Origin of the sequence: Alkalicoccobacillus plakortidis (assembly GCF_023703085.1) — a bacterium.
Classification (GTDB): Bacteria; Bacillota; Bacilli; order Bacillales; family Bacillaceae_D; genus Alkalicoccobacillus; species Alkalicoccobacillus plakortidis.
In genome coordinates, this window is the sequence record NZ_JAMQJY010000002.1 from 305,913 (window position 1) to 321,951 (window position 16,039).

Annotated in this window: 12 protein-coding genes and 2 pseudogenes; 2 read left to right on the forward strand and 12 right to left on the reverse strand. The window is 38.9% G+C overall.

The window, feature by feature from the left end:
* Positions 1-279: 279 nt before the first annotated feature.
* From NDM98_RS16085 to NDM98_RS16110, 6 genes are all read right to left on the reverse strand, one after another.
* Entirely contained in the window at positions 280-729 is a 450-nt protein-coding gene (locus NDM98_RS16085; protein ID WP_251609883.1) for a YozF family protein, read from the reverse strand.
* Positions 730-1,227: 498 nt separating this feature from the next.
* On the reverse strand, positions 1,228-2,337 hold the full coding sequence (locus NDM98_RS16090) for an ABC transporter permease (RefSeq protein ID WP_251609884.1): 1,110 nt from the start codon (positions 2,335-2,337) through the stop codon (positions 1,228-1,230).
* Between the two features lie 2 nt (positions 2,338-2,339).
* Positions 2,340-3,557, reverse strand: a complete 1,218-nt coding sequence (locus NDM98_RS16095; protein WP_251609886.1) for an ABC transporter permease — start codon at positions 3,555-3,557, stop codon at positions 2,340-2,342.
* Positions 3,558-3,569: 12 nt separating this feature from the next.
* Positions 3,570-4,499 (reverse strand): ABC transporter ATP-binding protein, encoded by a 930-nt coding sequence (locus NDM98_RS16100; protein WP_251609889.1) that lies wholly within the window; start codon positions 4,497-4,499, stop codon positions 3,570-3,572.
* Positions 4,500-4,644: 145 nt separating this feature from the next.
* The gene (locus NDM98_RS16105; protein ID WP_251609891.1) at positions 4,645-5,286 is read right to left on the reverse strand and encodes a response regulator; all 642 of its coding nucleotides are present in this window, start codon (positions 5,284-5,286) and stop codon (positions 4,645-4,647) included.
* Positions 5,287-6,405, reverse strand: a complete 1,119-nt coding sequence (locus NDM98_RS16110) for a sensor histidine kinase (protein ID WP_251609892.1) — start codon at positions 6,403-6,405, stop codon at positions 5,287-5,289.
* Between the two features lie 65 nt (positions 6,406-6,470).
* Here NDM98_RS16110 and NDM98_RS16115 point away from each other — a divergent pair, with 65 nt between their 5' ends.
* Both NDM98_RS16115 and NDM98_RS16120 read left to right on the forward strand, forming a co-directional pair.
* Positions 6,471-7,028 (forward strand): RNA polymerase sigma factor, encoded by a 558-nt coding sequence (locus tag NDM98_RS16115; protein ID WP_251609894.1) that lies wholly within the window; start codon positions 6,471-6,473, stop codon positions 7,026-7,028.
* Positions 7,009-8,367 carry a hypothetical protein gene (locus tag NDM98_RS16120; RefSeq protein ID WP_251609896.1) on the forward strand — a complete coding sequence of 453 codons (1,359 nt, stop codon included), beginning with the start codon at positions 7,009-7,011 and terminating at the stop codon, positions 8,365-8,367. Before NDM98_RS16115 ends, NDM98_RS16120 begins: the two co-directional genes overlap by 20 nt.
* 389 nt (positions 8,368-8,756) lie before the next feature.
* Here NDM98_RS16120 and NDM98_RS16125 read toward each other — a convergent pair whose 3' ends face one another.
* The 6 genes and pseudogenes from NDM98_RS16125 to glpK form a co-directional block, all read right to left on the reverse strand.
* The gene (locus tag NDM98_RS16125) at positions 8,757-9,014 is read right to left on the reverse strand and encodes a DUF6171 family protein (RefSeq protein WP_251609897.1); all 258 of its coding nucleotides are present in this window, start codon (positions 9,012-9,014) and stop codon (positions 8,757-8,759) included.
* A gap of 12 nt (positions 9,015-9,026) precedes the next feature.
* Positions 9,027-10,490, reverse strand: a complete 1,464-nt coding sequence (locus NDM98_RS16130; protein ID WP_251609899.1) for an alpha-N-arabinofuranosidase — start codon at positions 10,488-10,490, stop codon at positions 9,027-9,029.
* Positions 10,491-10,618: 128 nt separating this feature from the next.
* Positions 10,619-11,950, reverse strand: a complete 1,332-nt coding sequence (locus tag NDM98_RS16135) for an oligosaccharide flippase family protein (RefSeq protein ID WP_251609900.1) — start codon at positions 11,948-11,950, stop codon at positions 10,619-10,621.
* 118 nt (positions 11,951-12,068) lie between these two features.
* Positions 12,069-12,618, reverse strand: a pseudogene (locus tag NDM98_RS16140) (glycerol-3-phosphate responsive antiterminator).
* A 32-nt stretch (positions 12,619-12,650) separates the two neighbouring features.
* A pseudogene (locus NDM98_RS16145) lies at positions 12,651-14,293 on the reverse strand (glycerol-3-phosphate dehydrogenase/oxidase).
* Positions 14,294-14,519: 226 nt separating this feature from the next.
* Positions 14,520-16,025: a glycerol kinase GlpK gene (glpK, locus tag NDM98_RS16150; protein WP_251609902.1), complete on the reverse strand. Its 1,506-nt coding sequence runs from the start codon at positions 16,023-16,025 to the stop codon at positions 14,520-14,522.
* Positions 16,026-16,039 lie beyond the last annotated feature (14 nt).

A 16,039-nucleotide genomic window follows, 5' to 3' on the forward strand; every position in this document is an offset into this window, starting at 1 on the left:
CAAATGATTACGTTTTCATCATAACTTGTATATACAAATTAGTCAACTATAAAACTTAGAATTCGACATAATTTGCGAGTTGATGATTATATAATCTGCTATCTATACCCCTACCCACTGGTATTGAACCCAAAATATTTGGTTAAAAAAATAATGCAATGAGCACCTAAGTCGTGGTCATTGCATATTTTGGGCAGTTTTGTATAGTTACTCTGACTCTGAGACTTTAGTCTTCGGAGCTATTTTTTTTGAATTTTTAGGTTACTTCTCTGATTTCCTTTATTTATGAGAGTCAATCGGAACGATTAACGTTTCTTTATAAAGTTGATCTTGATCACTCCAAGTAAATAAAACTTCTATGGAATCTTTTTTCTTAGAAACTGGGTAATTTGTGAAGTCAGTCAGAATCTCATCTGAATGTAGGACTTCTTTAGTATCCTTAAAAAAACCTGTAGCTTTTTGATAGCCATAATCTGCTACAGAACCACCTTCAAAAGTAATCATAGTCATCACATCATATTTTGTACCCTTTTTATTTTTAGTTGTGATAGTGAAATTCGAACAATTATCCTCGCACTTAGTCATATTTTTATCAATACTGTAATCAGTTTCAAAAAGAGTGATCTCCCAATCTTCAGATTCAACTTTTGCGATTGGTTCAGATGCTTGAACCTGTTGATGATAGACAAACATAAAAAGTAAAGAAAGCATAATAATCATTTTTTTCATTTTTCCTAACCTCCATTTTAATCTGTTCAATTTAGATTCCTCTAGATAAATGGAGATTATTCAGGAATAACGTCCTTTTTAACCACAAAAAAGAGCACCTGGCCTGTTAGATGCTCTTTTTGGCTTGTTACACCAACTCTTGGCTTGTTAGGTCCTCCCTTTGGCTCGTTACACCGACCCCTGGCCTGTTAATCTCTCTCTTTGGCTCGTTACACCAACCCTTGGCCTGTTAGGTCCTCCCTTTGGCTCGTTACACCGACCCCTGGCCTGTTAATCTCTCTCTTTGGCTCGTTACACCAACCCTTGGCCTGTTAATCCCTCTCTTTGGCTCATTACACCGGCTCCTGGCCTGTTAGTCCCTCCCTTTGGCTTGTTACACCAACTCTTGGCTTGTTAGGTCCTCCCTTTGGCTCGTTACACCAACCCTCGGCCTGTTAATCCCTCTCTTTGGCTCGTTAACTCCGCATCATCGGCCTAACACAAATATCCTACTTACTGTCAATTCACCGCTCGTCTTTCCATCAGATTTAATCCAACTCCCATACAGATCGCTCCCATAAAAAACAGGATTGAGGCGGGCAATAAGTATTGTTCTGCACTCCAATTATAAAGCGTTGCTCCTTTTAACATTTCCATGCCATAGGTAATTGGACTGATTTGGGAGAGGATTAGAATTGCTTTTGAAGATACGATTTCAATTGGCCAAAATGCTCCGCCAAGCATTGCAAAACTTGTGGCAACAAAAGGGATGATCGCATCTAACTGCCTCATTGAGGTGATAATTCCACTAACTAATACGCCAAAGGATACTAATGCAAAGATATAAGGTATAACTACAATTAGACTCATCAATAGGCCACCTTGAAAATCAAATTGAAAGACGGTAGCGAATAAGATAAAGATAATGATTATTTGCAAATAGCCTATTAAAAAGCTATAGATGAGATTACCTAAATAGATACTTGTTTTTGAAGCGGGTGATAGGATTAAACGATCCCAGACACCATATTGTTTTTGTTCAATGATCGATGTCACAGAAAATGTGATTGTATAAATAACAAAGAATAGGGTAAAGCCAAACACTGCTTGTAACGATTGATCATATGTCCAATTATTATTATCTTGAACTGAAAATCCTGATGTAGTGATTGGATAGGTTTCAGCGTCCTTACCGATTTCCTCTCTTATCTCTGATGAACTACCTGCCCAAGCTGAAACAGCTTCGTTAATAAATCGTTCTTTTTCATAATAAGAATTAACTGTTGATTCGACGATATCTTTAGCAAAGGATTCTCTTGCTATTAGCAGATCATATCGATTAGATTGCAATTGAACAGCAGCTTCAGCAGATTGCCTGTTTAATATGTCTTGTACGCCTTCTTGATTTACGGAATAAAATTCAATTGATTTTTCTTGATTTAAGATGTCGATCGCATCATCGACTTCCGTTTGACTTAATTCATCAGAATATACAGGAATTCGAATAGACGGACTCATATCTGTCTGTCCAATTAACAGTACAAACACAATTGTGAGAGCATACATGGCAATGAGTGCCCACGGGTTTCTTACGGCCTCTCTTATTAATCCCCAAAGGATCCCTCTCACTGCTATCCCCTCCTTTTCGGAAACAAAATGATCGCTAGTGCTACAAGAATCAAACTATAGCTACATAAAATGGCAATACTCGGCAGGATGGACTTAATGTCTCCTCCTTGAAATGCCTGAAAGTACGCGGTCATTGTTGTCCCATTTGGTGTAAACTCGCCTACCTTGCTAATGAGTGGAGCTAATGCATCCGTCTGAACAAAGCTACCTCCTATAAACGCAAAAATGGTCACTATGATATTTGAGAACAAGCTTGATGCCTTATAAGAGTCAAAGCTAAAGTTCATTGAAGTTAAAAATACTGATAAGCCTCCTACTGTCATACTTACAGCCAATGTAATGACACTAAATAGCAAAAGACTTCCCCAAGTTACATCAAAAGCAAAGTAAGATATAAGAAAAATAATCAATAACTGAAATGCTGCGGTTAGAGTTCCTGTTATCCATTTACTAAGTCCATATATATAAGCAGGAGTACTCGATAAGATCATTCGATCAAACACTTTTGTTCTTTTTTCATCTGTTGCGTATCGTGATACCAATCCTGCTGTATATAAAACAAACATACACGCCATTCCAACCGTTACATAATCGAATATATCAATGAGCCGGCTCTGGTTCTGAATGATTTCATGATCCACTACCTCAGGTTGAAAAGCATACAATCCGTCTATCTCAGCAGCGAAACTTTGCATGCGGATCATTTCATAAAAAGAATAAACAATGTCCTCTACCATTTGTGCATAGGTTGATTTCTCTTCATTTAAATGTAGTATTAATTCTTCTTGACTGCCCTCATTCAGGAAAACAGATCTCCAAATACTCTCTTGATAACCCTCTGGAAATTCAATAATTGCTGCATAGTCCTTTTCTTCAAGTGCTTCAGCTAAAGAACTAGATTTAACAATCGAGATCTGACTTCCTAACGTAGAACCAAAGACTTCCTCCACTAGGATGTCTTTCAGATTAAATTCAGTCGCAAATTGTTCGGCAGATTCGCGTGGAATTCCTTTATTTTCTGCTTCATCTAAAAACCTATTTACTTCTTCTGATTGGGTTTCCGCATTTACAACAGCAATGGTAAATGGTTCAAAACTATTACCTGATTGTGCAAATCCAAGGATGGTTATTAAACCCATTGGCATGATAAATAATAAAATGAGGACTGACTTTTCCTTTAGCAGGTGTTGTAAATCTTTTTTAATTAGAGCCCATAACATAGCTTCACCTCCCTAATCTCTCAGATTCCGACCAGTTAGATGTAAAAAGACATCTTCAAGGGTTGGTGGCTTCGCTTGGATTGCTATCAACTTGACTTTTGCCTCGGTCGCCATAACAATTACCTCATCAAACATATCATCTCGGTTCGTAACAATTGTATACGTAGGATGTTCTACTGATACGGATGAGATATTCGGGTGACTGCGTAACGTGTCCTCTAATTGCTGGCTCATTTTATTAACCTTTATTTCAATGGTCTGCTCTGAACGGAGAATGTCTTTTACCTCATCCTTTGTACCAGCAGCAATCATTGAACCACGGTCCATAATGTAGATGCGGTCACAGACGTATTCCACCTCCTCCATGTAATGACTCGTGTACAAGATCGTCATTTGTTCTTCTTTTTGAAGGCGGCGGACCATTTTTAAAATAAAATTCCGTGACTGTGGGTCAATACCTACAGTTGGTTCATCCATGATGAGAATTTCTGGGTGATGAATTAAGGCAATGGCAATATTTAATCTTCTTTTCATACCACCTGAAAATGTTTTTACTTTATCGCCTTTTCGTTCCTCTAAGCCTACTTCAACTAATAGCTCGTTCACTCTTTTCTTTAATTGTTTGGATGGAATGGCATACATCTTCCCAAAGAATAATAAGTTATCCACCGCCGTAAGCTGTGGGAACAAAGCTAGGTCCTGAGGCACAAGTCCAATAGCTTTTCGTAGCTTTTTCGGATGCTTAATCATATTCTCACCAAGATAAAAGACATTTCCTTCCGATGGCTTAATAAGAGTTGAAATCATTGAAATTGCTGTTGATTTACCCGCTCCATTTGGTCCAAGTAAACCGACTGACTCCCCTTTTTCTAAAAAAAGGTTAACACCCTTTACAGCATCTAATTGCTTATAGCGTTTTGACAAACTCACAACTTCAAGCATAAAATCGCCTCCTTCTCTCTTAATTTAGTGTACGTTAGATCCATTTTTCTAGGTATTCCCAAAAGTCATAAGTTACACGTTGAAGGAATGACTTAAGTCATAAATAAAAAAACACAATAGTCACCTTAAAAGATGACCATTGCGCTTATCTACTCAAACCAAGCTGATGGCGTATCGCAAAGATTGCAAGCTGTGTCCGGTCTCGTGCATCGAGTTTTGTTAATAACTGACTGACATAGTTTTTTACGGTACCCACCGTTAGATAGAGAGCTTGTGATATTTCTTGATTACTTCTGCCTTCCCCAATTAACCGTAGAATCGAAATCTCACGCTCTGTTAAATCAATTGAAATGTCATTTTCTACTTTAGACTTCAGTAATTTCGGAACAACGGAAGCGGCAACCTGTTCGTCAAGACTCATTCCTCCCCGCATGGCGCTGTGTATGGAGTTTATAAGTTTTTCGCTATCTGCATCTTTTAGTAAATAACCAACTGCACCTAATTTTAGAGCCTCTAAGGCATAATCATCATCCGAAAACGTGGTAAGAATTAAAATCCTGGCATTTGCGTCTATTTCTCTAATTTTTTTTGTTGCCTCGAGTCCTGTCATCACTGGCATACGAATATCCATTAGTACGAGATCTATCCGATGATTTTTATAGGCTTCTATGGCTTCTTGACCATTTGTTGCCTCAACAACCACTTCTAAGTTTGAATCTGTTTCAATCATCATTTTTAACCCTTGACGAACTAGTACCTGGTCTTCTACTAATAGAATAGATGCCATCTAACTGCCCTCCATATCCCTTTTTATAATAGGAAATACTCCTTTGATCACAAAATGGTCACCATGAACTCCCGAATCAAATCGTCCATCTAGATTAGTAAATCGATTACGAAGATTACGTAATCCAAACCCTTCTCCCTGCGGCGGTTGATGAAGTCGATTAGACATCCTCATGGCATAACTATGTTCACCAAGTACTTCTAACGTGACGTCCACTTCTCGTGAATACGCATGACGCATCGCATTTGTTAAGCCCTCTTGAATAAAACGATACACAGCCACGCTTTGGTCATCATCTAACACAATGGACATCGCACCGGGTTTTGTCACCATTTGAATACGAACATGACTTTCTGCTTCTAATTTGCGGATAAGATGAATAACGGCTTCTAGTCCTTTTACAGAGTCTTTCTGTAAAGCTTGTACAGAATCACGCATCTCTTGCAAACTATTTCGTGCTAGATCCTTTGTTTGCTTAAGCAATTTTTGCTGTTCTGGCATTGAATCCAGCTGCATCTCTACGACCTGAAGCTGCATCATTAATGCCGTTAATTGATGACCCACAGAATCATGTAAATCTCGTGCGATTCGATTTCTCTCCTTAGAAGCAGTGCTTAATTCCTGCTCTCTAAGTTGTCGGTTTAATGTTCGATATTCAATTAGATACGATTGCTTTTCTTGTATATATTGCTCATTGGAGAGCGTCAATTTTTTTATAGAAAAAAGTGCAAATACTAGTATGATATAGTATGAAATCAACAACATTGCTAAAGATACCGTTTCAGAAAAGTAAAAGGAATGAACACTAAGAAACAAGCCAATAAGATAGAATGGAATATAGCTTGAGGTTTTATCTTCAAAACTAAAAGCCACTGCAAGAATACTATAAATGAAATATGGAGTAAGCATGCTATCAGATAAAACAATAAAATGAAAGCCACTATACACAAAAGCTAGTACGCTGTAAAAAAGAGAGACAGAGCGCCACAGAGGTCTACTAGTAGCCAATCCAGCAAATAACCCCATTCCAAACCAATACTCATAGGAATAGATGAGGTCAAGCTGTTCAAAACAGCTAAATAGAAATAACACCACTAACGTAATAAAAATATATTTCATTTTACCACCTTTCTGCGACTCCTTTTTAACTATGGATCGTCTACTAAAATAGAGAGGAGCAAATTATGGACGATAACGAACTTGTAGCACGTATTTTAGATGGGGATCAATTGGCTGTTCAGACTCTACATGAACGATATGCCAAGAAATTATTTAATTACATTTATTCACAAACAAATCACTATCATGATTCAGAGGAACTGCTGCAAGACATTTTTTTTAAAGCAGCCTTACACTTGTCTCTCTTTAGGAAACAATCTTCATTTAAAACGTGGATTTTTAAAATTGCACGTAATGCCATTATTGATTATTACAAAAGTGCTTATATTAGAAACCATTTTGTAGAATTCGAGTCGCATAACAGTGAACAACACGAAGCTGCAGATGCCACAGCTATCAGACATGAGCAAGTAAAATTCATTCACCATGCTATTAACGAATTACCTTTATCTTATCGCACTGTCATATACCTGCGCTACATTGAAGATTTTACACTTAAAGAAACAGCTTCTGTTATGGGAAAAACCATTTATTCAATTAAAGCCTTACAAAAACGAGCTCAAAAAATGTTAAAAGATGATATTGGAGTGGAGGTACTTGAAAATGGACAAAGGATCATCTAAACGACCGTACATTGAGATGTCTAATCGTACATACAAAAAAAGTCTTCGTGCATTTCAAGAAGGGTTGGAGGAATCAAAGCATACAAAAAAACAGCCGTATTTATTAGCTAGCTTGTCCTTAGCAGGAGCAGGCATTGCCGCTGCTATTCTTCTGTTTTCAGTTGTAAACTTGCCACAACCTGTTGGTCAATCAGATTCGCCAGTTATGCTAAGTGATGAAGATAATCAGGAGTATCAAGTGCCCGAATCTCTTAGTGACGTTAAAGTCGATTCAGAGATTGTAAATGAATTGATTTATAGAGGTCCATATGTTTTTTCACCTATCCAACCTGAACCAGTTCACAATGAGGAATTTTGGGTTGCCCTTAATCCTGAATGGGGATCCAATGAAGTATCTATCGTAGACGGAACAAAAACGACACTAACAGGACCTGAGTCAGAGGAAATTAACATACTCCTATTTGATGAAAATGCATCAGAAGAACAAATCTCAAAGGAGACGAATCAATTACTTTCTGAGCATCCTTATACATCAGGAACTCAACTGCCAACAGATAAACTTCATAAATATTTAGTTAATGCGCGGATTGTTTTTTCGCATGAGCCTGTTGGATATTCTTTTAATGACCAATCATTTTTTTACTCCTTAAAAAATGATGAAACAAACCGATTCTATGATTTATTTTCTTCAGAACTGTACGGGAAAAGAATTGTCCTATTCGCAGATTTCCCTTTAGAACAATCTGAGAAATGGGCTCAGTCTTATTATTTCATGTCTAATATTTTCCCAAGTGCTTCACCTTATGTATTAGATGAAAGTGAGACAGTTTCAGAAAACGGTCGTCCTTTAACTAAAGATGTTGTGACAAGTATAGAATATAATAACTATCAACAAAAGACTGTTGCTCTATATGAAAACACAGAGTTAAACTTTTCGACCTATGTACCCAAAAATGCCGAAATCGATCGCTTTGAACAGAATGGCTTTACTGAGTGGCGAATCTCAGAAAATCCAGATGACAAAACCTTTTATTCCTTTGGCAAGTTAGATCCAGATTTTGATCTCACACGTTCTCAAGATATTTTAGTAGATACTTATAAAATAGAGCCTGACTCGATAGATGTAATGGATGAAGACGTCATTTCTTTTTATCCGAAAGAAAATTATGATGATGAACCAACAGATCAAGTGTCGGGGTATTTCAGTCTCTACCAATTAAATGATTCTTGGTATTTCATCTATTATCAATTTGATCCCAACTCGGAACAAGAAGCGGGAGGTGTCACTCAAGAAAAGCAAATGCCTCAATATTTCATTGACGAACTAGAGTGGGAATAATGTAAACAATAAAGCTGGGACAGATAATGAAGAATGCTCCTAAATGCGCAGGACCTCTCGTCATTTGGTTATAGTAGTAGGGGTATGAGGGCGATCTCCGCTCCCGTGATGGGGGACACTTCTCGCAGGGAGGGAGGGCGCCCGCCTAATTTGGCTTTGCCAAATCATTTCAACCTTGCCCTTTAGTCCCGCTGGAGTCGGCCTCCCCCATCACGTCCGCTAGGTAGAGCGTTTAAGTACTTACTTACATTATTCCTTAGTAGAAAATCAGGGAATTATTGTACGAATTAGTAGCCGTACTCACTTATTTTGATAAACAAAAAACCGGACCATAATGTGATGTCTCGCATAATGGTCCGGTTTTTCTTATCGTACTAATACATTTCTGCTCAAACTGCTTTCCATCTATCTTCACCTGGATACGGACAGCTTTTGTATGAAAGTTTTGCCCTGAATCCTACAAAGCAGCCACAATGTTTGCAGGTTGTGTTACTGAGCAAGGACGGGCACTGCTCACAGATTGTAAGGCGTTGCTTATAGTGCTCTTCACTTACAAGTTCTGTCTCGTAGGCTAGTTGTTCGTCAACTAGCGTTTGGACGGATGTGTTTCTCCAGTCCTCCTCCAACAAGCAACCCTTACAAGCCATCTCGACAACTCCTTAGTTAATTTTTAGAACAACAACAGACATAGGAGGAATGGTGACTGACACTTTCTCTTCTGAAAAATTGATGCCTTCAAGAGTTGATGGTTTAACAACCTCAGGATTTTCGAAAGTGTTATGCTTATTCATTGAATCAGCAGTCAAGATTGTCCCTGTTGCTTGTGTCGGCGCGTTCTGCCAGCCTCGTAACTCAAGTTCAAAATCAGCTGCTTCTTTTATGCCATAATGGCAAATGGAGAGATGCACTTCTCCTTTTTGGTTTTTAGATGCGCTGATATGCAGGTCTTGATTTTCACTATTTTCTTGAACCTGAATTGAAACGGCATCCTTATGGACCTTATACATATCAAAGACATGATAGGTTGGAGTCAACAGCATTTGATCTCCTTCTGTTAAAACCATTGCCTGCAAAACATTAACGGTCTGTGCGATATTCGCCATTTGCACGCGGTCTGAATGGTTGTGGAAGATATTTAGTGTGACACCTGCTACAAGTGCATCACGAATCGTATTTTGCTGATACAAGAATCCAGGGTTTGTTCCTGGCTCCACATCAAACCACGTTCCCCACTCGTCCACGATTAAAGCGACCTTTTTTTCAGGATCGTATTTATCCATAATCGTACTGTGTTTTGTGACTAACTCTTCCATATACAATGCACGTTCAATGGTCTTATTCCATTCATCTTCAGTAAAGTTAATGGCAGATCCTTTCTCTTGCCAGCTTGGACCTGGGATTGTGTAATGATGTAAGGTTAGCGCATCCATAAAAGGCGTTGCTTCTCTCATTAATACTTCTGTCCAATAATAATTATCACCGTTAGGTCCACACGCAATTTTATAAATGTTATTTTCTCCATAATTGCGGACGTACGTTTGGAACTGACGATATAGATCGGCATAATACTCAGGGCGCATATTTCCACCACAACCCCAATTCTCATTACCTACGCCAAAATAAGTGAGTGACCATGACTTGTCCTGTCCATTCTTGCGTCTCAAGTCAGCCATTGGTGACTCACCGTCAAACGTAATATACTCAACCCATTCCTGCATTTCCTGAACTGTGCCACTGCCTACATTTCCGTTTACATAAGGTTCAGCACCAATTAATTCACATAAAAGAAAGAACTCATGCGTACCAAAGTGGTTGTTTTCAACCACTCCACCCCAGTGGGTATTAACCATACGCTTTCTACCTTCTCTTGGTCCAATTCCATCCTTCCAATGATATTCATCTGCAAAGCAGCCTCCTGGCCAACGTAGAACAGGGATCTCTAATTCTTTTAATGCCTGAAGTACATCATTTCGAATACCTTTATTATTTGGGATTTCAGAATCCTCTCCAACCCAAATTCCTTCGTAAATACATCTACCTAAATGCTCGGCAAAATGTCCGTGAATGTTTCGGTTAATTAATGCACCTTCCCCATCAAAATGAATGATCGCTTTTGTATTCATTCAGCATTTCCTCCTTTAAAATCATAGCGCTTACATTTATATCTTCATCTTATACGTACAAGTGTAGTTCGTCTATCTTTTTTTCTGATTTTTTGAGCGGGCGAAGATATTCCACTCCCGCTCTTCTTTTATTTAAACCGACTTTTTGAGGAATGAGTTAACACTAATGTTAGTCCTAGCTTTTCTGTAATTGTTAGATAATGCATAAGCGTAAGCAATACGGCTCCTACATTCATCCCGATAATGATGCCATCCATTTGAAGTGAGGGCAAAGAACCTAATGTAAACATCAGTAAAAACGAGACACCAGTTGACCAAACAGAATGCATAAAGGCTTCGCGCACTAATCCAATCCCAATTAGATATGCCTGCATTGGAATCGCAAAATAATGAAAGAGAAAATAAGGTACTAGCAAAGTAAGATATCCCGATGCAGGAGAATGCTCAAAAAACAAATCCGTCATCGGTTCAGCTAGAAAATAAAAGATCATGACAACAGGTAGGCTGTAGGCAAATGTTACACCCATCGCCTGCCTTAGCAGCTTTGCTAGAGAGTGAAAGTCGCCCTTTGAATAACCAGAAGAAACAAGTGGCACCATGACTGTAAGTAGTGAGTGCGCAATAAATGCGGGAAAAAAACCAATCGTAAAGGCAACTCCAGCAAGCTTACCATATTGAATAAGTGCCATACCCTCCATCAGCCCAGCCTTTGAAAGTGCGGTTGTGATGAGAAATGGTTTAACCGCAAACGTGATCGCATGGAAAACTCGTAGCCCTGTAGTTGGCAAAGAGACAGCCAAAAGAGATTGATAAATTTCTTTATTTTCGATCGGTTTTTGTTCATTTTTCCTAAGACGATTTATTTGTATCACAAAAGCTGTACCCATATAAAACAGAACAAGGATCTCACTTAATACCACCGTGCCTAATGCAACAAATATAGCGGTTTGACTCTGAAACTGAAACACTTTAAATACCCCATAAAGAATCGTCAGCTGAGCTCCTCGTTTTAATAAATTGATTACAGCAATTTTTTTGGTATGCTGTGCTCCTACAAAATAACCTCGTGCCACTGAAGAAAAGGTGACAATAGGAATCAAAAGAATAAGCATCCATTTTACAAGGGGATGATAATGATCTAGTACTGGTAAATTCGGCAAGATAAAAAAGGCAGCCGTTAAGCATGTTGTAGCCACAATAATAGCAAGCTTTAATGCTGCTTTTAAGAGACTAATATGCTCAGAGTTCTCACGCTCTGCAACCATTTTTGATACAGAGACCTGCAGTTCAAGACTAGATAGCACAACGACAAATACTAAGGTAGGCAAAATAGCCATATATAATCCGAAATTATGCTCGCCTAGCTCATTAGCCAGGACTACATTTATAAGAAACTCCAATGATTCTCCTGCTAGAGCTGCTGTACTTAACAACAACGCCCCACGAAAAAAAGGGTTCATGCACATGTCCACTCCTTTATCCATCTCTCATACTACTTATATGAGGGATGTCCATTAAATATGGGTACAACCCATAAATAAAGAAGTGAATACTTGTGCATAAACCCAAAAAGTTACGTTAATTTGTGTCCCATAAAGCCTGGCGAGAAGTAGTAATTGCGTGTGCTCCTGCATCAATCGCCCGGTTCATATCTTGTTCGTTTTCAATTAAGCCGCCTGCAATAACAGATATTCCAGTTGCTTTTTGAACTTTTGAAATTAGCTCTGGAACAACTCCAGGCAATACTTCAATTAAATCTGGCTCAACTTTTTCAGCTAGTTTATAGCTTGTCTCTAAGGCGATCGTATCAAGTAAAAATAAACGTTGCACCGCAATTAAGCCATTTTTTTTGGCCGTTTTTAACACTTCACCTCTTGTTGAGATTAACCCAGCTTGGTCGTAAGTTCTGACACAAAAATTCTGCGGCATACTTATCACTCTTTAATCCTTGGATCATATCGGCGTGAAGCAGCAGTTTTTTATTGTGCGCTTTTGCATATTTAGCTACACCTACTAGCTGAGAAATATGCAGATCAAGCATCACAATATAGGTGTAATCACTCTCCAGAACCTTTTCAAAATCCTTCATTTTTTTAATAGCTGGAAGTATTCTTTGTCCGTCAAACATGTCTTGCTCTCCTCTTTAGCTTACAGGATTGGTTAGTTGACCGTGTGCTTAAAGGAAACTGCATCAATTTGTTTATCCAAATCTTGTGTAAACTGATCTTTTTGTTCTGTGTTCCAGTTTAAACGATCTGCCATTTCATTAACAACTAAATCCTTATATTTGAGGACTTTCTCAATATGGAAGTATAAATAACCGGTTCTACGCACAAAAAAGTCTAGAGGCTTTGCCGTCATTTCATGCTCTAACGCATAATCAAGTGCAGCTTGAAGGTAAGGTGGAAGCCCAGTTTCAGGTGTCTGTTTTACATAAGAATAAACGGTATCAACATTTGATCCATAGCGGTGAACCAATTCTGATGCTTCTTCTTCTGATAAACCAAGCTCAAGACCTTTTCCAACTTGTTTTTTGACAAATGTATCAAATTGACCAGAACCGCCTACATCTCCACCAGATAAGAGCATTTTCTCGGTTTTACAAGCTGGAAGTCACCCGGAAGTTCTTTTGTCACCATGTTCACAACACTGTCAGCCATTTTTCTATAACCAGTTAGCTTTCCGCCTGCAATGGTAAACAGCCCACTATCTGAACGGAAGATTTCATCTTTACGAGAGATATCTGAAGGATCTTTGCCTTCTTCATGAATCAATGGACGTAATCCAGACCAACTTGATTCTACATCTTCTGCATGAAGATCCAATTCTGGAAACATACCATTTGCAGCGTTCAGAATATAATCTACATCTTCTTTGGTCACTCCTGGATCTGCTTGATCACCTTTGTAATTTGTATCAGTGGTGCCAATATACGTTTTGCCTTCACGAGGAATGGCAAACATCATGCGACCATCTTTAAAAGGTGTATCAAAATAAAGCGCGCTTCGTAACGGGAAACGTTTGCCACTTACAACTAAGTGAACACCTTTTGTTAAGTGAATCGTTTTCCCTTTTTTAGAATTGTCCTTCTCACGTAGCAAGTCTACCCACGGTCCAGTGGCATTAACGATTTTTTTCGCATAGATATCTCGTTTTTCTCCAGTAATTAAATCAGTTGTTTGCACGCCTACTACTTTTTTATCCTTATAAAGGAATGTCTCTGCTTTTACATAGTTAGAAGCTAGTAGTCCGTGGTCTTCTGCTTTCTTCATCACTTCAATAGTTAATCTAGCATCATCTGTCCGATACTCAACGTAAACTCCTGCACCCTTTAATCCCTCTTTATTTAACAGTGGTTCTTTCGAAACGGCATTCTCTGATTTTAGCATGTTTCTTCGTTCATCTTTCTTAACACCTGCTAAAAAGTCATATACCTTTAACCCAAGAGACGTTGTTAGATAGTTAAATGTTCCTCCTTTGTAGAAAGGAAGCATCATCCAAAGTGGTGTTGTCACGTGAGGAGCATTCTCATAAACAATGGCTCGTTCCTTACCAACATCAGCTACTAGTTTTATTTCGAATTGCTTCAGATATCTTAAACCACCGTGAATCAGCTTAGTGGAACGACTTGAAGTACCAGCGGCAAAGTCTTGCATTTCAATTAAACCAGTGCGAAGGCCTCTTGAGGATGCATCTAGTCCAATACCTGCACCCGTTATCCCGCCTCCAATAATTAATAGATCAAGTTCTGTCTCACTCATATTCCGTACATTTTCAGTTCGTTGCTCGTATGAAAAACTCATTCTCTCCACCCCTGATGTAAAATGTATCTAAGAACATACAAAAGGAGACCACAGCAAATTCCGAGTCCTATCGCTAGGAACGTTGGAATGCTGTGGCCTCCTCATCATCTCAGACCGTTATTAACTTATCTAAAGTATAGTTCAAATCAGCATGTTCGTAAAGACTTATGCTTATGAGAACTTGTTTAAATAAATGATGAGGCTACCCACAGTCTATCTACCAACGTTATTTTACGTTTGGTTTAAAACCCATTGTTGCCTCGACTGCTTGTTTCCAGCCATCATATAATGCTTCTCTTTCTTCTTCGCCCATTTGTGAATCGTAGGACTTTTCAACCTGCCAGTTCTTCGCAATCTCTTCCTTGCTCTCCCAAAATCCAGTTGCAAGTCCTGCAAGATACGCAGCTCCAAGTGCAGTGGTTTCATTGATTACTGGGCGCTCAACAGGAAGATTTAGCAGATCGCTTTGGAACTGCATCAGGAAGTCATTTTTAACAGCGCCACCATCTGCACGTAGCTTTTTCACTTCAATTCCAGAGTCAGCGACCATTGCTCGCATGACATCACGGGTTTGATAAGCTAAAGACTCAAGTGTTGCACGCACAAAGTGCTCTTTTGTAGTTCCTCTTGTTAAGCCGAAGATTGCTCCTCGAGCTTCACTGTCCCAATAAGGAGCCCCAAGTCCCACAAAAGCAGGTACCATATATACACCATCAGTACTTGATACTCTCTCTGCATACTTTTCACTATTTTTCGCATCATTAAACATTCTTAAACCATCACGTAGCCATTGAATAGCAGATCCAGCTACAAAAATACTTCCTTCAAGTGCATATTCAACCTTACCGTCGATTCCCCAAGCAATGGTTGTTAATAGACCATTATCTGATTTCACGGCTTTCTCACCAGTTTGCATTAACATAAAGCAACCAGTGCCATACGTATTTTTAACCATTCCTGGCTCATAACACGCTTGACCAAATAGTGCCGCGTGTTGATCTCCTGCAACACCTGCAATTGGAACATTTTCACCAAAGAAATGATATCCAACTGTTTCGCCATAAACTTCAGAGGAAGAATGCACTTCAGGCAGCATGCTACGTGGCACATCTAGAATGTCTAAAAGCTCATCATCCCACTCAAGGTCATAAATGTTATACATCAAAGTCCGTGATGCGTTTGTATAATCAGTTACGTGTTTTTTACCACCTGTTAGCTTCCAGATAAGCCATGTATCAATCGTACCAAAAAGTAATTCGCCCTTCTCTGCTCGCTCGCGTGCTCCATCTACGTTGTCGAGTAACCATTTTACTTTTGTACCTGAGAAGTATGCATCAATAAGTAATCCTGATTTCTCTCTAAAAAGATCGTTATGTCCTGCCGCTCGAAGTTCTTGGCAGATACCATCTGTCTGGCGAGACTGCCATACAAGCGCATGGTAAATTGGTTTATTTGTTTCTTTATCCCATACAACTGTCGTTTCACGTTGATTTGTGATCCCGATAGAAGCAATTTCTTTTGCAGTAGCACCCGATTCAGATAAGACACCAGCAATAACGGCAAGAACGGAACCCCAAATTTCATTCGCATCATGTTCTACCCAACCTGGTTTAGGAAAGTATTGTGTGAATTCACGTTGAGCTGAATGAACGATTTCACCTTTTTTGTTAAAAAGAATAGCTCTTGTGCTAGTTGTACCCTGATCTAATGATAAAATGTATTTTTTCTCCATGACGAAATTCCCCC